This window comes from Nonomuraea jiangxiensis (assembly GCF_900099965.1).
Taxonomy (GTDB): Bacteria; Actinomycetota; Actinomycetes; order Streptosporangiales; family Streptosporangiaceae; genus Nonomuraea; species Nonomuraea jiangxiensis.
This window is the reverse complement of the sequence record NZ_FNDJ01000037.1, coordinates 52,535-71,707: the sequence shown is the minus strand read 5'-3', so window position 1 is coordinate 71,707 and position 19,173 is coordinate 52,535. Positions and strand designations below refer to the sequence as shown.

Here is a 19,173-nt window from a genome sequence, read left to right as displayed (position 1 = left end):
GCAACGAGAAGGCCGCCCGCACGACGGGATGCTCTGGGGAGCCAGGTAGCGAAGCGACCGCCAAACGGACAGGGCACTCTCCAGGGAGCCGGGCAACGAGAAGGCCGCGCGCCAGAGGAGCCGCTCCGCGACCCGGACACCGAGGACCCACACCAGACGAGGGCCTCCAGCACCCGCACGCCGAGAAGGCCCCACGCCAGACGAGGCGCTCCTGGACCCGGGCACCAAAGGAGGCCGTGTGCTGGACGGGGCGCTCCGGGAGCCGGTCGGCATGACCTCCGAGAGGACGGGCCATGGCGCTCTTCCTGATCGCCGGTGTTGTCGGGGCCGGGATGAGACGCGGCAGGCCGAGTCTGCGGAAGAGGGAGGCCAGTGGCGGGCCGAGCCCTCAGAAACGCGAGGCCAGCGCCAGGCCGAGCCCTCAGAAACGGGAGGCTAGTACCAGGTCGAGTCCGTATGGGAGGGAGGCCAGTGGCGGGCCGCGTCCTCAGAAGCGGGAGGCCAGCGGCAGGTCCAGTCCTCAGAAACGGGAGCTAGCGGCAGGTCGAGTCCGTATGGGAGGGAGGCCAGTGGCGGGCCGAGCCCTTAGAAGAGGGAGGCCAGGGTTAGGCCGAGGTCGACTGCCGGGTCTACGACTGCGTCCAGGGGGACGGGGTCGGCGAGGTTGCTCACTGGGCCGATTATGTCGTCGAGGCCGAGGTCGGCTCGTGAGGGAGCAGCCAGCAGGAGCAGGCTTCCGGTCATGGCGGCGGCCAGTACGGTGATGCGGCGCATGGTCATGGTGATGGCATCCTTCGGACGGCGAAGACGCAGGTAGAAGCCCTGCTTGACGTCCTATCACGGTCTCCGGGGCAAGCCCCGCAGACACTGCGACCGCGTCGAAGGCTCTTGACGGAGATGACCCTTCCAACGCTGCCGGCCCGGACCCGCATTACCCATGACGTAATCGACGGTCTTACCTCGCCCCTGATGGAATCTCCTCAAGCCACCACTGAGGAGTACAAATGCCTTACTTTACGACCGCCGACGGCACCCGCCTGGCCTACGAGGACTACGGCACCGGCAAGCCCGTTTTCTTCGCGGCCAGCTGGTCACTGGCCGCCGACATGTGGGAATACCAGGTTCCGTACTTCGTCGAGCATGGATACCGGTGCGTGCTGCTCGACCGGCGCGGCCACGGCCGCTCCGACCGGCCCGGCACCGGCTACGACCTCGACACCCTCGCCGACGACATCGCCGGGCTGATCGAACATCTGGACCTGCGCGACCTCACCCTCGTCGGGCACTCCACGGGGGGCGCCGAGGTCGCCCGCTACCTGGCCCGGCACGGCGAGGACCGCATCGCCCGGGTCGCCTTCGTCTCCGCGATCCTGCCGTACCTGCTGCTCACCGACGACAACCCCGAGGGCAAGCCCATGGAGCTGTACGAGGCGGCGGCCCGCCAGTTCCAGACCGACCGGCCCAAGTGGTTCGCCGATCGGGCCCAGGGCTTCTACGCCACCCACCTGGGCAACGACGTCTCACCCGCGCTGGTCGAGCAGGGCGTACGCCGTTGCCTGGAGACCGCCCCGATGGCCGCCCTCGAACTGTGGCGGGCGAACGCGCGTACCGACCACCGCGAGGGACTGCGGCAGATCACCGTGCCGGCGCTGGTCGTGCACGGCGCCGCCGACCAGTCGGCCCTCATCGACCTGACCGGGCGGCGCACCGCCAAGCTGATCCCCGGCTGCGTCTACAAGGAGTACCCCACCGCCGGGCACGGCCTGTTCGCCACGCACATCGACCAGCTCAACTCGGACCTGCTGGAGTTCATCAAAGGCTGACCGCCGCGCGGAACCGATCGGTCGCGGCGATCACCTCCGCCACCATGGTGGCCCCGCCATGCCCCTCGTCGACGACGACCAGCTCGCTGCCGGGCCAGTTCTTGTGCAGCTCCCAGGCGGTCGCGAGGGGCCCGCTCACGTCGAGCTTGCCGTGGACCAGCACCCCGGGAACCCCCGCCAGAAGGTGAACCCGCTCCACCAGGTCGCCTTCGTCCGGCAGGAAGCAACCGTTCCCCCAGTAGTGGGTGACCAGCCGCGCGAACGTCATCCGGAAGGCGGGATCCCTGAACAGCGGACTCGGCTGATAGTGGGGGTCGAGGCTCACGTGCGTGTCCTCCCAGTCGCACCAGTCCCGGGCGGCCTGCTCGCAGGTCAGCGGATCGGCCAGAAGCCTGGCGTACGCCGCCGCCAGATTCCCCTCCCGGTCGTGAACGGGTACGGCGTCGCGGAAACGTTCCCATTCCCGCGGGAAGATCCGCCCGACGTCACGGGTGATCCACTCGATCTCCTCGCGGCGCCCCGCCGTGACCGCGAAAAGGATCACCTCGCTCACCCGTTCCCGGTGCTGTTGCGCGTAGGCCAGGCTCAGGGTCGAACCCCACGAGACCCCGAGCAGCTGCCACCTGTCGATGCCCAGGTGCTCGCGCAGGAGCTCCATGTCGGCGATGAGGTGCTGGGTCGTGTTCACCGACAGGTCGGTCTCCAGCAGCCCGGCGTCCGGCGTGCTGCGACCGCATCCCCGCTGGTGGAACAGGACGATCCGGTACGCCTCGGGGTCGTGGTAACGCCGCCAGTTCGCGGAGCTCGCGCCCCCGGGACCGCCATGCACGATCACCGCCGGCTTGCCGCCCGGGTTGCCGCTGACCTCCCAGTAGAGGTGGTTGCCGTCACCTACGTCGAGCATGCCCTGGTCGTGGGCCTCAATCGGGGAGTACATAGGCGTAAAGGTAGTCTCCGGCACGGCCCGCCCAGGCAAGGGCGTCCTCGGCCTGCGCGGCCAGGGCGCCGAGCGGGTGGACGGCGGATGGCAGATCGTCGATGAGGTTCACGCCCTGGCCGAGCGGCACTTCACCGCGCTGCGGGCCCTGGTCGTCCGCACGTTCTGAGGCCGGCGGCCGGGCACGTCCCGCGACCAGAGCAAGCGGATGACCGGCGTGGTCGTCCTTGATCGGGGCTCGCCGCTCCTGCGTGTGGGTGAGGTCCGATCCGGCCTCAGGAGCCTGAGCAGGGGCGGCGCCTGGCATTCGCGTGAACGAACTCGCCGATCGTCATCCGAATTCTGCCGTTGACCTTCACACGATGTGACGCTTTAGCGTCCTGACTGTTGCTGACCGAGCAGAAGTGAGGAGAGTGCCGATGTCCGGCGCAGTGATCATTGGTGCGGGCCCCGGGATCGGGCAGGCGGTGGCCCGCCGGTTCGCCAGGGAGGGGCTGGCGATCGCGCTGATCGCCCGCAGCGGGCGGACGCTGCTCACCGCGGCCGAGGCGGTCGCGCCCAGCGGTGTCCCGGTCGTCACGCTGGAGGCCGACAGCACCGACCAAGACGGGTTGAACGCCGCCCTTGACGAGGCCGCCGCCGCGCACGGGGTGCCGGACATCGTCGTGTACAACGCCGCGATCATCCAGGCGGACGCGCCGGGCGAGTTGTCGGTACGCGGCCACATGGAGGCCTGGGCGGTGAACGTCGTCGGCGCCCTCAACGCCGCGGCCCACGTCGCGCCCGCCATGGCGGCCCACGGCGGTGGCACGTTCCTCATCACGGGCGGCATGCCCGAGCCGAAACCGCAGTACACGAGCCTCTCCCTGGGCAAGGCGGGCGTCCGGACCCTGGTCACGCTGCTCGATCAGGCGTACGGGGCCTCCGGCGTACATGTGGCGAGCGTCACCGTCGCGGGCCCGGTCGCCCCCGGCACCGCGTTCGACCCGGACGACATCGCCGAGCACTACTGGCACCTGCACACGCAGCCCCGAGACCGGTGGGAGCAGGAGATCCTGCACGCCGGGACCTCGTGAGGACCCGTACGAGGAAATCGTACGGCCCGGTTCATCCCCGGTTCATCGAGTGTCTAGGCGATATGGCTAGCTTTGCGCGTTGCTACACAAACGCGCCTGAAAGGCATCTTTGATGCGAGTTGTAACCGCTGGCCTGACCACCATGATGGCAGCGGCATGTGCCTTCGCCGGGGCGGGGACCGCCTCGGCCACCTCGACCCAGGGCGCCGATGCCACGTACGGCAGGGACCGCGTGATCAGCAACGTCACGCTCCCCGCGCCGGCTCTGGAGGACTTCGAGCGCCACCTGGTCAGGACGACCACGGCATCAAGCTCGGCGGCGTGGGCAGCGGCCTGTGGCCCGCCGGCCGGTCCGGCGAGTACTGGATGGTCACCGACCGCGGCCCGAACGGCCTGCCGGAGGTCGACGGCGAGGCTCGCCGCACCTTCCCCACGCCCGGCTTCGCGCCCGCCATCGTCCGCGTCTCCACCCGCGGCGGCAAGGCCCGCATCCTGCAGACCATCACGCTGAAGAACTCGGCCGGCCGGCCCATCACCGGCCTGTCCAACCAGCAGGGCCACGACGAGAAGCCCTACGGCTGGGACGGCACCACCGAACTGCGCTACAACCCGAACGGCCTGGACACCGAGGACATCGTCCGCACCTCCCGCGGCGAGTTCTGGCTGGTCGACGAGTACAGCCCGTCCCTGGTACGGGTGGCCGCCAACGGCCGCATCCTGGCCCGGTACGTGCCCCGCGGGCTGAAACTGCGCGGCGCCGGCTACCCCGTCTACGAGACCCTGCCGAGCATCTTCCGCCGCCGCCAGCAGAACCGCGGCTTCGAGGGCCTCGGCATCTCCGGCGACCGGCTCTACATCGCGCTGCAGAGCCCGATGGCCAACCCCGACATGGACACCGCCAAGAAGTCCAGGATCACCCGGATCCTCGCGGTGAACGTCCGGACCGGCCGCCCGGTCGCCGAGTACGCCTACGAGTTCGAGAGCGTCGCCCGGTTCGACCCCAAGGCCGGGGGCGACCAGAACCAGATGAAGATCTCCTCGGTGGTCGGCCTGGGCAACGGCAGGCTGCTGGTCGAGGAGCGGACCGACAACGTCGCCCGCCTCTACACCGCCGACCTGCGGCACGCCACCAACCTGCTGGGCGGCCGGTACGACCTGTCGACCACCAAGCCGAGCCTTGAGGCCAGGCTGCCGCGCAACGTACGCCCGCTGTCCAAGAAGCTCGCCGTGGACCTGGCCAAGATCCCCGGCGTGCCCGGCAAGCTGGAGGGCGTGGCCCTGCTCAACCGCAACACCATCGCCGTCGCCAACGACAACGACTTCGGGATGGGCGAGATCGACGAGAACGGCCGTCTGAAGAGCAACGGCGTACCGAGCCGGCTCCTGGTCATCTCGCTGGCCCGCCCGCTCGGCTGACCGCGCTGACCCGCTGAGCGGTTGGATCCTGCCCATCCGCTGAGCATCACCGCCGTCAGGCCCGGACCACCCGGTCCGGGCCTGACGTGTTTCCGGGGCAGGTGGCGAAACCCGCCGACCGCCCAGGCTGGGACACCGACCGGCCGACAGGTCGGCAGACCGTCAGACCGGGGCATCGGCCTACCGGCAGACCGTCAGGCTGGGGCGTCGGCCTGTCGGCAGACCGTCAACGTGGGGCGTCGGCCTGTCGGCAGGTGTCCTCGAACTCGGCCGCGCTGCTGCGGCGCATCTCGAAGGTGACCGGCCCGGTGGGCTGGTGGTCCGAGCGGACGGAGTTGTCCTCGTCCACGACCAGCGGGGTCATGCGGAGCTCCAAGCGGTCGCCGTCCCAGGTGCCGTCCATGTCGCCGAGGTGCGTACCCGGGATGCGGGTCTCGGCCGTGCTGGTCAGCGTGAACCGAGTGCCGCGATAGTCCTGCGGGTTGCCGGACATGCGATAGGTCATCCGGAAGCCAGGACCGCATCCTTTCCGTCGCCGCTGATCTCCGGGCAGTTGTAGCAGCTCGACCCGCCGGGCGGCTCGTACAGCGTGAGAGCGAACCGCCGGCCACCGCGAGCGCGGCGACCAGCCCTTTCCACTTGCGAATGGTGTGCCTCCTCGACGGGTACGCCGCGAGGCTGACTCCGGCCGGGGAACGCCACGGAGACGCGCATGCGAACATCTCATGCCAGGGCGCGGGCTGTTCGTCCGCCGTGAACCCAAGCGGTGCAATCCGCGTGCTACCTCCGTCCGCCGAACTCCCAGTCGTGGACCTCGATGGCGGCGTACCGGTCCGGGGTCAGGACGGCGCGGGCCGCGTCCGGGTCCGGCGCCCGGATCAGCAGCGCCGTGCCCAGCCAGGTGGCGCCGTCGTCGGACAGCAGTGGCCCCCATGCGATCAGCTCATCACTGTCGGGCGGCGGGACCAGGTCAGCGGCCGGTCCGGAGCCGAGGCCCACCACCAGATACCGGTTGCCGCCCTCCCGGCCGCCGGGAAAGTCCCACATGGTACGCCCCAGCACGTTGCGCCATCGGCGCAACATCACGTCCCGGTAGACCCCGACCTGGTAGTTGGGCTCGTCGAAGACGAACGCACGCGCGGTGGCGAGATCCGGCAGGTCGACGATGTGCACGCTGCCGGTGGCCACGTCGCTGTCGCGGTCGAAGGTCGGGCCGCGGGCGATCAGCTCCGCCGCGTACCGATCCATGTAGGACCAGTGCTCCTCCAGCAGTTCGTCGCGCAGTGCCCCGGAATCAGGCCGATCACGGTGATAACAGAAGAACTCCATGGCGTGACTACCTACCACGAACCGCGGCCGGCGACGACCAACCCCTCGACCCGACGGAATGGGGAACCTCGCCGGGAGCTTGTGGGGTGGTGGGCGGTACGCTCCACGGTGGGGATATCCGGAGAATCCGCATCAAAAGATGCGAAAGGGTGCAGCGGGGGGAAGTTGCTGCGTTCCGACGGGTTCTCACGGCAACGGGAGGCGATACGAAGGTGCGCCGGATAACGCTCTTCGACGCGGTAATCATGACCGGGGGACTGCTGCTCCTGGTGCTGGGGGCCCACCAGGCGGGCCCGGCGCTGGCGGCGGTACGCGGTGACGGCCCGCATGGCACGTTCACCGCCGTACACGCGGACTGCTTCGAGCACCACCCCGGCAAGCAAATATGCACCTGGCTGGGCAACTTCCGGTCCTACGACGGCAGGGTGCTCCGCAGGGAGATCACCCTCTACGACCCCCAGCAGGACACGTTCACGGCCGGGCGCACGGTGCGCGCCTTCGACACCGGCCGGCCCGATCACGTCTACGGCGAGGGCGGCTCCAGGGAGTGGGTCACCGTCGTCCTGCTCCTCGTGCTGGGCGTGGGACTGCTGGCCCGGCCGCTGCTACGGCGCCGCCCCCGCGAGGCCGCCCGGCCACCCATGCCGAACGGCAGTGCGGCGGGCCCGGCGCTGCCCGGGAGTTAGGCCCGGTCGCGCCCTCGCTATCTGTGCTCGGGGTTCTCGAAGTCGAAGCGGCAGCCCGCGTCCCACTCCGAGCGCTGGTTGCCGTGTGCCGGGATGCCGCCGGCGTTCTTGAGCATCCGTGCCAGGTGCAGCAAATTCCAGGTCATGAACGTGGTGTTGCGGTTGGTGAAGTCGTTCTCCGGCCCGCCGGAGCCGGGATCGAGGTAGGAGGGGCCGGGGCCGGCCTCGCCGATCCAGCCGGCGTCCGCCTGCGGCGGGATCGTGTAGCCCAGATGTTGCAGGCTGTAGAGCACGTTCATGGCGCAGTGCTTGACACCGTCCTCGTTGCCGGTGATCAGGCAGCCGCCCACCCGGCCGTAGTAGGCGTACTGACCGGCTTCGTTGAGCAGGCTGGAGCAGGCGTACAGCCGCTCGATCACCTTCTTCGTCACCGAGCCGTTGTCGCCGAGCCAGATCGGCCCGGCGATGACCAGGATGTCGGCGGCCAGCACCCGCTGGTAGATCGCGGGCCACTCGTCGCTCTCCCAGCCGTGCTCGGTCATGTCCGGCCACACGCCGGTGGCGATGTCGTGGTCGATCGCCCGCAACTGCTCGACCCGTACCCCCTGCTCGCGCATGATGTGCGCGCTGAGGTCGATCAGGCCCTGGGTGTTGCTGCGCTCGGGACTCCTCTTGAGCGTGCAGTTGATGAACAGCGCCCGCAGGTCGTCATATCGGGCAGCGGCTCCGTCGACCGTCATCGTGCCGGCTCCTTTCGATGCGGTCCAGGCGTCCCCGTCCGTGCCGGTGCTCGCCGGAAGAACCCACCGCGCCAGTCTGGCACACGTCTTCCCAGGTCAGCGCGGTTCTCCGGCTCGCAGTAGCCGAGCCGCCGGCGGACCCGAGGCCGGGCGGTGTGAAGCGGACGACTTGCCGGCGCGCGGCTGGGTAGGCGCCTGCACGGGAGCAGGCGAAGGAAGGGGCAGGATGCGCCGGTTGCTGGCGATCGTCAACTCATCGGCCGGAAGCGCCGGCGACGAGGTCGTGTCCGAGGTCCTGGCCGTACTGGCCGAGCACGCCGACACCGTGGAGGCCCGCATCGACGATCCGGCCGCGTTGTCCGGGGTGCTGGCCGAGCACCCGGAGCGGGACCCGGTGGTCCTGGGCGGGGACGGTACGCTGCACCGCCTGGTCACGGCCCTCGCCGAGCGGGGTGAGCTGGAAACCCGTACCGTCGGGCTGGTCCCGCTGGGGACCGGCAACGACCTGGCGCGCGGGCTGGGCGTGCCGCTGGACCCGGTCGAGGCGGCCCGGGCGGCGGCGCTGGGCGAGCCCCGGCGGCTGGACCTGCTCCGTGACGATGACGGCCGCGTCGTGGTCAACGCCGTACACCTCGGGGTGGGCGCCGAGGCGGCGCGAACGGCCAAGCCGCTCAAGCCGGTGCTGCGCAGGTTCGCCTACGCGGTGGGCAGCGTGATCGCCGGGGTACGTACGCGAGGGCTGCTGGTCAGGGTGGAGGTGGACGACCGGATCGTCGCGGACGGGCGGCACAGGGTGCTGATGGCCGGGATCGGCAACGGCCGGTCCATCGGTGGCGGCACGCCCCTCGCCCCCGACGCCCGGCTCGCCGACGGGCTCGCCGACGTGGTCGTCTCGTTCGCCACCGGCCCGCTCCAGCGGCTGCTGTACGGGGTGCTGCTGCGGTTCGGACGGCACACCGGCAGGCCCGAGGTGGTCACCGTGCGCGGTACGCGCATCCGGATCTCCGGCCCGGCGATGCACGTGAACGCCGACGGCGAGCTCATCGGCCCCGTCACCGGCCGCACCTGGACCGTCGTACCCGGCGCCTGGCGGCTGACCCTCGCCGAAACGTGACGACCACCGAAGAGTTACTCTTGCGAGGCGCCCTCGCCGACCCCCCTGCCGCGCCACGGGCCCGGCGGCCCGGTGGGCCTCGCCCGGACCGCGGTGTCCGCGCACGCCATGAACAACCTGGCCCTGCCGATGCTCGGACCAAGAAAGGGAGGAACATGCTGATCGTCGAGGACCTGATGCTGCTGATGCTCGACGACGAGAAGGGGACGGTAGCCAGAGCCGGCGCCCTCAACTACTCCCTCGGCGGTGCCGTACTCGTCGAACTGGCACTACTCGGCAGGATCGAGGCCGACGAGGACCGCGCGGGACTCAACGGCCCCGAGGTTCTCGCGGTGGGCGACGGCCCGCTCCCGGACCCCCTGCTCCAGTCCGCCTACGACGAGATCGCCCAGAAGCCGCAGGGCATCCAGGCGCTCATTCTCAGTATCGGCGCCGGCCTCCAGGAGCCCGTGCTCGACCGGCTCGTCGAGCGCGGCCTCATCCGCCGTGAGAGCAAGCGGGTGCTGGGCGTGTTCCGCACGACCACCTGGCCTGCCGAGGACACCAGGCACGAGGCCGAACTCCGGCGGGTCATTGGCGCCGTGCTGGTGGACGGCGAGAGTCCCGACGCCCGTACTGCGGCGATGATCGCGCTGCTCTCGTCGAGCGGCACCCTGCCGGCCCTCCGGCCCGCCTTCCCTTGGTCGGACGAGGTCCGCCGGCGGGCGAAGGAGCTGGAGGACGGCAACTGGGGAGCCACGGCCGTGACCACCGCGATGGCCCGGAACGCCGCCAGGATCGCCGCGACCGCCGCGACGAGCGCCGCCGTCAGCGTGGCAGTGTTCACGGCGATCACCTGAGAAGCACGCGGCAGGGTCATCCACTCCGACGACTGATCCCTTCCGCCGGGCGATCAGCCGGCTCGTGGAGGCGCCGGCGGCTGGTGCGGAGGGCCACCGGTGATGCGTTCGAGCAGGGGCGGAGTCCAGTGGGTGCCGTAGGCGGCCTGCAGTCGTGAAAGCCGCCAGTCGTGCCCGGTGACGACGCGACGGCAGAGCAGCGTGTCGCAATGGCAGACCATCGACCAGGATTCGACGCCGGTGTGCGTGGCGTAGTCGATGGTGAGCTCCTGGTCGGGGCTGATGTCGCATCGTGCGATCACCGTTGTCGCGTCGCGGTGCCGAGCCGCATCACGACCTCGCCCGGGTGGATCGGCTCGACGGCGAACAGGCCGGTGCCGTGGATCGGGGAGAGCTGAGGCCGGGCGCTCGGGGTGAGCCGACACTCAGCCTCGTACGTCCGGCTCGTCATGGGGCGTGGTCCCCTGTCTCGAGCCGGAGGACGGCGGAGGCGAGGCGGCTGACGCGGGCGGGATCGCGGATGCCGTTGATCTCGACGATCCTGTCGCCCACCACGGTGAAGGCCAGGATGGAGAACGGCCGGCCGTCGCGGGTGATCACCGCGCCGACCGTACCGTCGACCAGCGCGGGATGCAGTCGCGCACCGCGTGGTTGGCGGGCCAGCTTGGCCACCGCCGCCACGCCCCGGATGACGGCCGGGGGCCGACCTGAGCCGAAATCGGTACGGAGCACGACGTCGGGATCGAGCACTTGGACGAGGGCGTCGAAGTCGCCGGCCCGCGCCGCCGCGAAGAAGGCGTCCACCACCTGCCGCCGGCGCACCAGATCCGCGTCGGGCGCCGCGGGCCCGGCGCCTCTCACGCGGCGCCGCGCCCGGCTCGCGAGCTGTCGCGCCGCGGCCGGGGTACGCCCCACCAGGTCGGCGATCTCCTCGAAGGGCACCTCGAACATGTCATGCAGCACGAACGCCAGCCGCTCGGCCGGAGTGAGGCGGTCGAGCACCACCAGCAGAGCCAGCCCCACCGAATCCGAGAGCATTGCCTGCTGCTCCGGGTCGAGATCCCTGTACGGGACGACGACCGGATCGGGCGGCTGCTCGCCGAAGGGCTCCTCCCGGCGATACCGGCGGGTACGCAGCACGTGCAGGCACTCTCGGGCGACGACGGTGGTCAGCCACCTGCCGAGGTGATGGATCTGTCCGGCATCGGAGGCGGACAGCCGTACCCAGGCGTCCTGGACGGCGTCGTCGGCCTCGGCCGAGCCGAGCATCCGCCAGGCCACGGCCCGCAGCCGAGGACGATGCTGCTCGAAGCGTTCCGCCAACCCCGTGGTCTCATCCATCCATCACACCTTCTCCTCACCGGGCCTCACTGAAGAAGAGCCTTTCGACGCGGCGAGTGTGACATCGGCGTACTCACCCCCTGGCGCGTCGTGGGCGGCGGGTGGTCACATCTCGCCGTGCCCGCGGCTCATACGAGGTGACAGAGCTCGTAAGCAGAGAGGTGCATGCCTGATGAAGCTGATGATGGTTCAAGCCGAGATCAAGCCGGAATGCGTCGACGAGATCGAGGCGGCGGGAAGGAAGCTGTTCTCGGCGATCGAACGGGAGCGGCCGCAAGGCCTCCGTTACGCCTCGTGCCGGCTCCCTGACGGCGTGACCTACCTGAACCTCCTGGCACTCGACGACGGGGTCGAGAATCCCCTCCCCGCGCTTCCCGAGGCCGGAGAGTTCCAGGCGGGCCTGAAGGGCTGGCTCGCCGAGCCGGCCACGTCGCGGTCACTGACGATCATCGGCTCGTACCGGCTCTTCTGAGCCGGCCCGCGAACCAGCAGAGTCCACGACGGGCAGCACGCGGCTGACGACATCGTGCACCAGGTCCGGCGGGATGGGCTGGTGCGCGATGAGGCGGCGGTAGAAGAACGGGCCGCTGAGCAGGTCGATGACCATCTCCAGGTCGAGGCCGGCGGGCAGTTGGCCGCGCTCGACGGCGCGGGTCAGCACGACGAGCAGTGGTTCGCGGCGGCGCCTGGTCAGGTCGGCGTGCAGGACGGCGAGCTCGGGGTCGCGTTCGGCGGCGTCGATGAAGGCGGCGAGCAGGCGCGGGAACGGCGTGTCCCGCAGCAGCGCGACGAAGGCGGTCAGGAGCTGGGCGACGTCGTCCTCCACCCGGCCGGTGTCGGGCGCCGGGAACGGCTGGAACGTGGCGTCCATGGCGTCGATCATGAGCGCGCCGGTGGTGGGCCAGCGCCGGTAGAGGGTCGCCTTGCTGGCCCCGGCGCGCCGGGCGACGGCCTCCATGGTGAAACCGGCCAGGCCGTCGTCGTCGAGCACCTGGAGCGCGGCCTGCAACACCCGCCGGCGTGCTCCGTCGCCGCGCGAGATCGGTTCCCGGACCTCGGGCATTGCCCCACCTCCATCGAAACGCTATCGTACCTTTACATAAGAGTACGCTTCCGTATCGATGTGAGGTGTGCAGTGGAACGGATGATCGCCGTGCCGGTGCGCCGCCACCGCGCCGGCGCCTACTGGGCCGTCACCGCGATCGTCGTCGGCGAGTGCCTGGTCGGCGGAGCGATGGACGTGTTCCGCATGGCCCCCTTCTATCCGATGCTGCTCCAACTGGGATATCCCGGCTACCTGTCGCCGATCCTGGGCATCGCGAAGATCATCGCGGCGGTGGTGCTGCTGGCCCCCGGGCTGCCACGGCTGAAGGAATGGGCCTACGCCGGCGTCGTGATCAACATGATCGCCGCCGCCGCGTCCCATGTCGCCATGCACAATTCGCTCTCCAACCTCATCGCCCCCGGCGCGTTCGCGGCACTGGCCGTCGCCTCCTGGGCGCTGCGCCCGCCCACCCGCCGGCTGGCCCCCTGAGATGCCGGCGACCCGTCCCGGGCGGTGGTGAGCCGCCCGGAACGGGTCGCCAAGGCTTCGCCGATCAGTGGCGGATCAGTCGTCACCGCCGCCGCGTGGGCGGAAGATCTGCCAGAGATACCAGAGGACGGTTCTTCCCTTGCCGCCCCGTGGAGTGTCCGAGGAGTACTTCTTGCCGGCGGGGCCCCATCCGGTGCCCTGGTGAGGCATGTACTCCGTCTCGCTGCGGGCGACCCTGGTGTGGGACGTCAGCTCACTGGGATCGTAACGGCGCACTCCCAACTGATCGTCGATCGAGCGTTTTTGCGCATCGGACAGTCCCCTGCGCGCGACCTGGTTGTTGTTGTTCGCCGGGTTCCGCTGCGTCTTGGGCGGGTTGATCCGCTGCTGCGCCCGGCGGGTGGTGGGACGGTGGTTCGGCCTGGCCCTGGCGGGCTTCTCGCGCCTGGCGGCAACGCGCCTGGCCGCCGCCCTGGCCCGTGCCGCGGCCGCCCGTGCCCGTGCCGCCGCCGCTGCCCTGGCCCGTGCTTGGGCCGCCCTGCGCCTGGCGGCGGCCTCGGCGGCCTTCCTGGCCTTCTCCGCGGCCCGCTTCTTGGCCTCCGCCGCGGCCTTCTTCTTGGCCTGCTCCAAGGCCCGCTTTTTGGCCGCCTCCAGCGCCTTGCGGCGCGCGATCTCCGCCGCCTTGCGCCTGGCCGCCTCCAGGGCCCTGCGTCGCGCCAGCTCCAGTGCCGCCCGGCGCGCCGCCGCGAGGGCCGCCCGCCGCGCCGCGATCTGCAGGGCGATCCGGATCGCGATGGCCGCCGCGAACCAGAACAGCTGCCCGTCGGGGTCGGTCATGGTGACGGGGCTGTTGTTGGCGTAGGCGTACCCGTTCATCTGCTGCGGGTCGCTGTCGTCGATGACCGGGTCCACGGACAGGAACCGGCCGATCGACGGGTCGTACTCGCGGGCCCCCAGATGGACGAGCTTGGTGGTCGGGTCCACGGTCCCGCCGACGAATCCCCGCTGGCCGGGCCACCAGGGCGGTGGAGCGCCCCGGTCGGTGCCGAACGGGGTCTGCCGGCGGATCGCCACCGCGCCACTCTGGGCGTCGACGGCGGCGTTGGCCGTGCCGTGGTGGTCGGCGGCGAAGAAGTACACCTTCCCCTCGGAGGTACGGACCGCGACCGCGTCACCGTTGACCGTGTAGTAGCGGGTGCCGTCCACCGCCTGCTTGGCGTGGTCGAGCCGCAGCTCCATGTCGTCGATGTACAGGGTGGTTTCCGTCGGCGTCCGGCGGAGCAGCCGGTCGCCGTCGGCGTCGTAGACGAACGAGGTGGTCTTGCCCGCCTCGGTCACCGACTCCAGGTTGCCCTCGGTGTCCCAGGTGAGCCGCTGCTCCGAGCCGCCGAGCCGGCGCACGGTCATGTTCCCCGCCGCGTCGTACTCGTAGGACGAGGCCGGCTCGGACACCTGCCCGGTGGGCGTGACCGAGGTGAGCGCGTGCGGCCGGGCCTCGCCCGCGTTCGGGTAGGCGTAGGCGCGCACGCCCTCCGCCCGGCCGCCGAAGGCGTGGTGGGTCTCCTTCGTCCGGTTGCCGGTGGCGTCGTAGGCGTAGCTGGTCGCGTACGGCGCGGCGCCGCCGATCAGGTCCGAGCGCGGGGCGCGCGCGGCGCAGTTGTCGGTGGCCGTCCACGCCGCGGTGAGCCGGCGCAGGTGGTCGTAGGTGAAGCACTGGGTGTCCACGGCCTGGCCGCCGGGAGAGTCGGCGATGCGGGTGACGTTGCCGACGGCGTCGTAGGTGTAGTTCATGTCCAGGTCGGACCTGGTGCCGTTGTCCCGGTCCAGTTGCGACCTGATCAGCCTGCGGGTGCCCTCCTCGTGGGTGAAAGTCAGCCACGCCTTGCGGGTGCCGGTGCTGAGCTCGTACTGGAGCGTCTCGCCGAGCTTGCTGTAGCGGGCGTCGGTGACGTACGTGGACAGACCTTCGACCGAGCTGGGCTGGCGCATCGCGTCGTAGCCGTAGGTCACGCTCTCCTCGGGCAGGCCGCCCGCCGCGGGGAACGTGATGGACTGCACCTGGTCGTCGGCGGTGTAGCGGGTGTTGAACAGGTACGTCCCGGCGAGCTTGCCCTCCCGCGCGGGGATCGTGACGCTCTGCCGCAGCGTGCGGTACTCCCGGTCGATGGCCTCGATCTTGGCGGAGTACGCCTGGCCGTCGATGTACCGGATCGTCTCGGCCAAGTGTCCCTTGGCCAGGACGTCGTGGCGCCACTCGGCCAGCAGGGTCCCGGTGGCCGAGCCCTCACGGGTCGAGGTCTTGCGGCCGAGCGCGTCGTAGGAGTGCACCAGGGTACGGCCACGCGCGTCGGTCGTGGAGACCTCCTCGTCGAGCTCGTTGAAGACGCGGGTGGTGACGCCCTTGTCCGGGTCCTCGGTCTTGTACTCGCGGCCCCGCAGGTCGTAGTGGTGCCGCCAGACGTTGCCCATGGAGTCGGTCACCGAGGTGACGCGGCCCTCCCGGTCGTAGACGTACTTGGTGGCCTCGTAGTCGCCGGCCGGGGTCGCGCCCTTGTACTGGCGCAGCTCCGTGATGCGGCCCTCGGAGTCCGACAGGACGGTGGTGGCGGTCCCGCCGGGTGGCGGGGTGACGTGCGCCCGGTCGGCCGTGCGCCGGGTGGAGGTCTTCCACTTCACCTCGCCCTTGACCCGGAAGCTCTGCTCGACCAGCTCGCCGGTCCCGTCGTAGCCGGAGACGACCTGGCCGGCGACGTCGTCGTCGGTGACGCCGAAGAGGTTCGTCCCGGCGTCGCCGGTGGCGTAGTAGCCCTCGTTGGACTTGGCCACCTGGCCGAGCGAGTTGTAGAAGGTGTCGGTGAGCACCCGGCCGCCGCCGGGGGCGGGCTCCTGGGTCTGCCGCTCGCGCATCAGCCCGTCGTAGAGCTCGTGGCTGACGAGATACTCCCCGTCGTCCCCGAGCGTCTTGGTGGTGACGATGTTCGGGCCGTCGGTGCGGAGCTGGTAGGCGTACTCGGTGCTGGGCGACTGGCCCGCCGCCTTGCTCCGGTCGTTCTGCCAGACCTTGACCAGCCGGCCGAGCGCGTCGTGCTCCAGGTCCGTACGGCGGCCGTTCTCGTCCACCTCCGCGACCGGCTCGCCCCACGCGGGCTCGACGTAGGTGACGTCGGCGTGGCCGAGCGGGTTGGTGGTGCGGATCTCGGTGGCCTGGGCGCCGGACGCCGGCACGTACGTGGTGGTGTTCGACCCGCCGCCCGCGTCGCTCTCCGCCGTCTCGCGACCATAGGCGTCGTAGGAGCGCGTGATGTCGAGGCCGTACTTGGGGGTGGACCCGTCGTAGGAGGTCAGGCGCTCCTCGCGGGTCACGTCGCCGTACGCCGGTGACTGCCCGAACGTACGGTTGTCGAAGTGGTAACGGACGTCCGACAGGACGTCGGCGGGCCGCCGGGGCTCGGCCGAGCACGGCTGGCCCACCTTCTCCACCCGGCTGGTGAAGTCGAGCATCCACAGGGCCGAGTCGCGGGCGTAGGTGTAGCGGGTGCAGGTGTCGTCACCCGCGTCGGCCAGGTCGCCCAGCTCGTTCACCTGGGTGAGGAAGCCGTACTGGTCGTAGGACCGCTCCTCGGCGGTGCGCCGCCAGGTGCCGTCCTCCTTCAGGTCCCGGGTGGTCATCTTCGCCGACTGCACGAGGTGCGCGGTCTTGGTCACGCCCTCGAAGGTGAACTCGCCTGTCTTGCGCGCCCAGTGCTCCTCGGCGGTGGCCGACAGGATCTTGCCGCCGTCCCCGTCGTGCACGACCGTCTCCAGGTCGGCCCCGGCCAGGTGGTCGAGGTCGTCGCGCGCGTTGCCCTCGGTGTCGGTGACCTTGACGGCCTTGCGGGTCCCGTCGGCCAGCCGGTCGCCGTTCATGCCCCGGTAGAACCGGTGCTCGGTCATCGTGCGCGGCGCGTCCCGGCCGTCACCCTGCCGCACCCGTACGCGGCCGTAGCCGCGCCAGTCCGACCAGGTGCGCTCCTTGGGCTTGACCAGGATGTGCTCGGCGTACCGCCAGGCGCCCCCGTCCAGATATTCGTAGTCCGTGACCACCCACGGGGAGCGCGCGGTCCTGTCGATCTCCACGGTCTGCGCGACCACGTACTTGTGGAACCAGTCCAGGACCTCCATCTCGTCCTGCGGCGCCCACCGCTGCGGGAAGCAGCGCTTGGTGTTGCGGTCGGCGGCCGGCAGGCTTCCCGGCAGGCACTCCACGGGCGCGTAGTTCACCCGGGTCTCCCCGCCGGACTCGCTGTAGACCGACTGGACCCGCCACTTGTACAGCGGGGCGCGTCCCTCGTCGGAGTCGACCCGGTTCTTCAGCTGGACGCCGGCGAAGGTCACCTCGGGCAGCGTGACGGTGCCGCCGACATGTCCGGAGTGCCGGATCGAGGCCAGCCACAGCGCCGGGCTCAGCCCGTCGCCGGTGGCCGGGAAGGTGTGGGTCAGCGTCCAGGAGTCCACGTCCTGGTACGCCGAGCCGGACCGGACCTGCGTGGTCACCTTCGCCAGCCGCTTGCGGGTCCAGAACGTGGGCGACAGCCGGTCCTTGCACGTCTCGCCCGCGTTGCAGTTGCGGTCGAAGGGCACGTCCGGCCAGTTGCCCGCGGTGTCCTTGGTGAGCTGGCCCGGCTCGCAGGTGACGGCGCCGCTCGGCACGCACCGCTCGGCCACGGTGAAGACGACCCGCGCGGCCGGCGCGACGGTGAACAGCTCGCCGGAGCGGTAGCCGTAGTCGATGCGGCTCAGCTGGCCGCCCCGGACGTACGGGGTCTCCAGCTCGGGCTTCTCGTTGCGGCCGTAGTGGTTGGTCTCGGTGGTGTACCAGTAGGTGGTGGCGTTGCCGTGCCGGTCCACGGTGTAGTCGAGGTTCCACCGCCACGCCTGCTGGCACCAGGCGTCGGCGGGCGTGGTCTTGTGGCACGGTTCGCCGGACTCGTTCCCGAACACCGGCACCGTCCAGGCCGACTTCGTCTCGGGCTTGTCCGAGGTCCAGCCCGGCAGCCGGTTCAGGCCGAAGTGGTACTGGGTGCCGTCGGTCGTGGTGAGCCGCCAGTGCTCGCCGTCGTTGTCACCGTTGGCGGCGCCGGTGAGCAGCTCGATCTTGGTGCCGTCGTCGCGGGTGGGCCGCCACGCCTTCGTCGCGGCGTCCTTGACCAGCTCCACGGCCGAGCCGTTGAGCATGAGCGTGGCGTTGTCGTGGTCCCAGCACAGGTCGCCGGTCTTGCGCCCGTCGGCCATGCAGGACTTGTAACGGCGTTCGATGTATCCGCCCGGCGTCAGGTCGAAGCCTTCGCCCGCCCACGACACCTGGTTGTTGGTGGCCGAGGTGCGCCCGTCCACGCTCTGGGCGGAGTAGTTCAGGCTGAGCACCGGCTCCTCGCCGCCGATGGACGGCGGCGCCCGCATCGGGTGGTTCCAGGTGAAGTCACCCGACTGGAGGCCGACGCTCCAGGTCGCCGACGGCGACAGGGACGTGGCCGAGTAGTCGCCGGAGGCGCCCGCGGCGGCGGCGGTCAGCGCGTACAGCGAGGCTCCGGACGCCGCCACGTCCACCTCGGCCGTCAGGGTGCCGGCCTTGTGGTCGTTGTCGCCGGGGACCGGCTCGGGCGCGGGACAGGTCGTCGCCGCGCTGCCGGTCGTCGCCGCACTGCCCGTCGTCGCCGCACTGCCGGTCAGCGCGCAGTCCGGCAGCTTGACGAGCCGCAGCCGGGAGGCGTAGTCACCGCCGAACGCGTGCCGGAAGCCCGAATAGTCCAGCTCGATCCGGGCCGGGCCGCCGCGGGTCGCGCCCTGCCCCCGGGACAGGCGCAGCGCCACGCCCTGCACGTCCGGGGTGCGTGACCGGTCGAGCACCTCGACCTTGACGCGCTCGGGCGCCGCCCTGGCCGTTCTGGCGTTCGTACTCGCCGGGGCGGCCAGCCCCACCGGCAGGGAGCCGACGGTGGTACGGGCCTGGTCGCCCGGTGCCAGCTCGGCCGTGCCGGGCTCCGGCCAGGACACCGCCGGCGCCGCCTTGAGCGCCCCCACGGCCGCGGCGTCCTTGCCCTTGGGCAGGACCGGGACCGGGCGGCCGGGGACCGGCTCCTCCTGCTGCACCTCCGGTCTTTCCCGGGGCGCGGCCTCGGCCGGCATGGCGTACACGAGCGGCACCAGGACCATGATGACCATGGCGGCGCAACTGCGGACGAACCAGCGAAGCTTGCGTGGGTACCAGTCGAAGATCAGAAATGTCGAACGTTCTTGCTCCGAAAACTCCTCGGATTCGTACATCCTCACCGTCCAGAAGGCAGAGTGCGGCCGAGATG

18 protein-coding genes are annotated in these 19,173 nt (G+C 70.7%); 8 read left to right on the top strand and 10 right to left on the bottom strand.

The window, feature by feature from the left end:
- Positions 1 to 585: 585 nt before the first annotated feature.
- Positions 586 to 780 carry a hypothetical protein gene (locus BLS95_RS47670; RefSeq protein ID WP_090946254.1) on the bottom strand — a complete coding sequence of 65 codons (195 nt, stop codon included), beginning with the start codon at positions 778 to 780 and terminating at the stop codon, positions 586 to 588.
- Between the two features lie 224 nt (positions 781 to 1,004).
- On the opposite strand from BLS95_RS47670, the gene BLS95_RS47665 reads away from it, so the two are divergent.
- Positions 1,005 to 1,823 carry an alpha/beta fold hydrolase gene (locus BLS95_RS47665; protein ID WP_090946253.1) on the top strand — a complete coding sequence of 273 codons (819 nt, stop codon included), beginning with the start codon at positions 1,005 to 1,007 and terminating at the stop codon, positions 1,821 to 1,823.
- On the opposite strand, the gene pip is transcribed toward BLS95_RS47665, so the two are convergent.
- Positions 1,813 to 2,760, bottom strand: coding sequence for a prolyl aminopeptidase (pip, locus tag BLS95_RS47660; RefSeq protein ID WP_090946252.1), 948 nt, complete (start codon positions 2,758 to 2,760; stop codon positions 1,813 to 1,815). The two genes, BLS95_RS47665 and pip, sit on opposite strands and share 11 nt — an antisense overlap.
- Positions 2,761 to 3,179: 419 nt before the next feature.
- Between pip and BLS95_RS47655 the strand changes: the two genes are divergently transcribed.
- Positions 3,180 to 3,836, top strand: coding sequence for an SDR family NAD(P)-dependent oxidoreductase (locus BLS95_RS47655; RefSeq protein WP_090946251.1), 657 nt, complete (start codon positions 3,180 to 3,182; stop codon positions 3,834 to 3,836).
- Between the two features lie 321 nt (positions 3,837 to 4,157).
- A complete protein-coding gene (locus tag BLS95_RS47650; protein ID WP_176993783.1) occupies positions 4,158 to 5,252 on the top strand; it encodes an esterase-like activity of phytase family protein in 1,095 nt (364 codons plus the stop codon).
- A gap of 226 nt (positions 5,253 to 5,478) precedes the next feature.
- Here the strand turns inward: BLS95_RS47650 and BLS95_RS47645 are convergent, their stop codons facing one another.
- Both BLS95_RS47645 and BLS95_RS47640 read right to left on the bottom strand, forming a co-directional pair.
- The gene (locus tag BLS95_RS47645; protein ID WP_090946249.1) at positions 5,479 to 5,757 is read right to left on the bottom strand and encodes a hypothetical protein; all 279 of its coding nucleotides are present in this window, start codon (positions 5,755 to 5,757) and stop codon (positions 5,479 to 5,481) included.
- Positions 5,758 to 6,032: 275 nt separating this feature from the next.
- On the bottom strand, positions 6,033 to 6,581 hold the full coding sequence (locus BLS95_RS47640) for a YciI family protein (protein WP_090946248.1): 549 nt from the start codon (positions 6,579 to 6,581) through the stop codon (positions 6,033 to 6,035).
- A 245-nt stretch (positions 6,582 to 6,826) separates the two neighbouring features.
- On the opposite strand from BLS95_RS47640, the gene BLS95_RS47635 reads away from it, so the two are divergent.
- Positions 6,827 to 7,267 carry a hypothetical protein gene (locus BLS95_RS47635; RefSeq protein WP_090946247.1) on the top strand — a complete coding sequence of 147 codons (441 nt, stop codon included), beginning with the start codon at positions 6,827 to 6,829 and terminating at the stop codon, positions 7,265 to 7,267.
- Positions 7,268 to 7,284: 17 nt separating this feature from the next.
- On the opposite strand, the gene BLS95_RS47630 is transcribed toward BLS95_RS47635, so the two are convergent.
- The gene (locus BLS95_RS47630; protein ID WP_090946246.1) at positions 7,285 to 8,007 is read right to left on the bottom strand and encodes a flavodoxin family protein; all 723 of its coding nucleotides are present in this window, start codon (positions 8,005 to 8,007) and stop codon (positions 7,285 to 7,287) included.
- Between the two features lie 226 nt (positions 8,008 to 8,233).
- Here BLS95_RS47630 and BLS95_RS47625 point away from each other — a divergent pair, with 226 nt between their 5' ends.
- Together BLS95_RS47625 and BLS95_RS47620 are read left to right on the top strand one after the other, a co-directional pair.
- Complete coding sequence (locus BLS95_RS47625) at positions 8,234 to 9,121, top strand: diacylglycerol/lipid kinase family protein (protein WP_090946245.1); 888 nt, start codon at positions 8,234 to 8,236, stop codon at positions 9,119 to 9,121.
- Positions 9,122 to 9,276: 155 nt separating this feature from the next.
- Positions 9,277 to 9,960, top strand: a complete 684-nt coding sequence (locus BLS95_RS47620) for a GOLPH3/VPS74 family protein (RefSeq protein WP_090946244.1) — start codon at positions 9,277 to 9,279, stop codon at positions 9,958 to 9,960.
- 53 nt (positions 9,961 to 10,013) lie between these two features.
- Here the strand turns inward: BLS95_RS47620 and BLS95_RS47615 are convergent, their stop codons facing one another.
- The 3 genes from BLS95_RS47615 to BLS95_RS47610 are packed head-to-tail and all read right to left on the bottom strand — an operon-like array spanning position 10,014 to position 11,301.
- Positions 10,014 to 10,262 carry an SET domain-containing protein gene (locus BLS95_RS47615; RefSeq protein ID WP_090946243.1) on the bottom strand — a complete coding sequence of 83 codons (249 nt, stop codon included), beginning with the start codon at positions 10,260 to 10,262 and terminating at the stop codon, positions 10,014 to 10,016.
- Positions 10,259 to 10,411 (bottom strand): hypothetical protein, encoded by a 153-nt coding sequence (locus tag BLS95_RS56410; protein ID WP_176993782.1) that lies wholly within the window; start codon positions 10,409 to 10,411, stop codon positions 10,259 to 10,261. The genes BLS95_RS47615 and BLS95_RS56410 overlap by 4 nt, the downstream gene beginning before the upstream one ends.
- Positions 10,408 to 11,301, bottom strand: coding sequence for a sigma-70 family RNA polymerase sigma factor (locus tag BLS95_RS47610; protein ID WP_090946242.1), 894 nt, complete (start codon positions 11,299 to 11,301; stop codon positions 10,408 to 10,410). Before BLS95_RS47610 ends, BLS95_RS56410 begins: the two co-directional genes overlap by 4 nt.
- Positions 11,302 to 11,473: 172 nt before the next feature.
- Between BLS95_RS47610 and BLS95_RS47605 the strand changes: the two genes are divergently transcribed.
- Positions 11,474 to 11,773 carry a hypothetical protein gene (locus tag BLS95_RS47605; RefSeq protein WP_090946241.1) on the top strand — a complete coding sequence of 100 codons (300 nt, stop codon included), beginning with the start codon at positions 11,474 to 11,476 and terminating at the stop codon, positions 11,771 to 11,773.
- Here the strand turns inward: BLS95_RS47605 and BLS95_RS47600 are convergent.
- A complete protein-coding gene (locus tag BLS95_RS47600; protein WP_090946240.1) occupies positions 11,738 to 12,364 on the bottom strand; it encodes a TetR/AcrR family transcriptional regulator in 627 nt (208 codons plus the stop codon). The genes BLS95_RS47605 and BLS95_RS47600 overlap by 36 nt on opposite strands.
- An 81-nt stretch (positions 12,365 to 12,445) precedes the next feature.
- Between BLS95_RS47600 and BLS95_RS47595 the strand changes: the two genes are divergently transcribed.
- Positions 12,446 to 12,835, top strand: a complete 390-nt coding sequence (locus BLS95_RS47595) for a DoxX family protein (RefSeq protein WP_245765724.1) — start codon at positions 12,446 to 12,448, stop codon at positions 12,833 to 12,835.
- Between the two features lie 75 nt (positions 12,836 to 12,910).
- On the opposite strand, the gene BLS95_RS59405 is transcribed toward BLS95_RS47595, so the two are convergent.
- Positions 12,911 to 19,138, bottom strand: a complete 6,228-nt coding sequence (locus tag BLS95_RS59405) for an RHS repeat domain-containing protein (protein WP_090946238.1) — start codon at positions 19,136 to 19,138, stop codon at positions 12,911 to 12,913.
- Between the last annotated feature and the right edge of the window lie 35 nt (positions 19,139 to 19,173).

Bases quoted from the DNA above. Each gene is read 5' to 3' on its own strand.
- BLS95_RS47670 (WP_090946254.1), bottom strand. From the start codon at position 780: ATGACCATGCGCCGCATCACCGTACTGGCCGCCGCCATGACCGGAAGC.
- BLS95_RS47655 (WP_090946251.1), top strand. From the start codon at position 3,180: ATGTCCGGCGCAGTGATCATTGGTGCGGGCCCCGGGATCGGGCAGGCG.
- pip (WP_090946252.1), bottom strand. From the start codon at position 2,760: ATGTACTCCCCGATTGAGGCCCACGACCAGGGCATGCTCGACGTAGGT.
- BLS95_RS47645 (WP_090946249.1), bottom strand. From the start codon at position 5,757: ATGACCTATCGCATGTCCGGCAACCCGCAGGACTATCGCGGCACTCGG.
- BLS95_RS47635 (WP_090946247.1), top strand. From the start codon at position 6,827: ATGACCGGGGGACTGCTGCTCCTGGTGCTGGGGGCCCACCAGGCGGGC.
- BLS95_RS47610 (WP_090946242.1), bottom strand. From the start codon at position 11,301: ATGGATGAGACCACGGGGTTGGCGGAACGCTTCGAGCAGCATCGTCCT.
- BLS95_RS59405 (WP_090946238.1), bottom strand. From the start codon at position 19,138: ATGTACGAATCCGAGGAGTTTTCGGAGCAAGAACGTTCGACATTTCTG.
- BLS95_RS47625 (WP_090946245.1), top strand. From the start codon at position 8,234: ATGCGCCGGTTGCTGGCGATCGTCAACTCATCGGCCGGAAGCGCCGGC.
- BLS95_RS47665 (WP_090946253.1), top strand. From the start codon at position 1,005: ATGCCTTACTTTACGACCGCCGACGGCACCCGCCTGGCCTACGAGGAC.
- BLS95_RS47595 (WP_245765724.1), top strand. From the start codon at position 12,446: ATGATCGCCGTGCCGGTGCGCCGCCACCGCGCCGGCGCCTACTGGGCC.
- BLS95_RS47630 (WP_090946246.1), bottom strand. From the start codon at position 8,007: ATGACGGTCGACGGAGCCGCTGCCCGATATGACGACCTGCGGGCGCTG.
- BLS95_RS47605 (WP_090946241.1), top strand. From the start codon at position 11,474: ATGAAGCTGATGATGGTTCAAGCCGAGATCAAGCCGGAATGCGTCGAC.
- BLS95_RS47600 (WP_090946240.1), bottom strand. From the start codon at position 12,364: ATGCCCGAGGTCCGGGAACCGATCTCGCGCGGCGACGGAGCACGCCGG.
- BLS95_RS56410 (WP_176993782.1), bottom strand. From the start codon at position 10,411: ATGACGAGCCGGACGTACGAGGCTGAGTGTCGGCTCACCCCGAGCGCC.
- BLS95_RS47620 (WP_090946244.1), top strand. From the start codon at position 9,277: ATGCTGATCGTCGAGGACCTGATGCTGCTGATGCTCGACGACGAGAAG.
- BLS95_RS47640 (WP_090946248.1), bottom strand. From the start codon at position 6,581: ATGGAGTTCTTCTGTTATCACCGTGATCGGCCTGATTCCGGGGCACTG.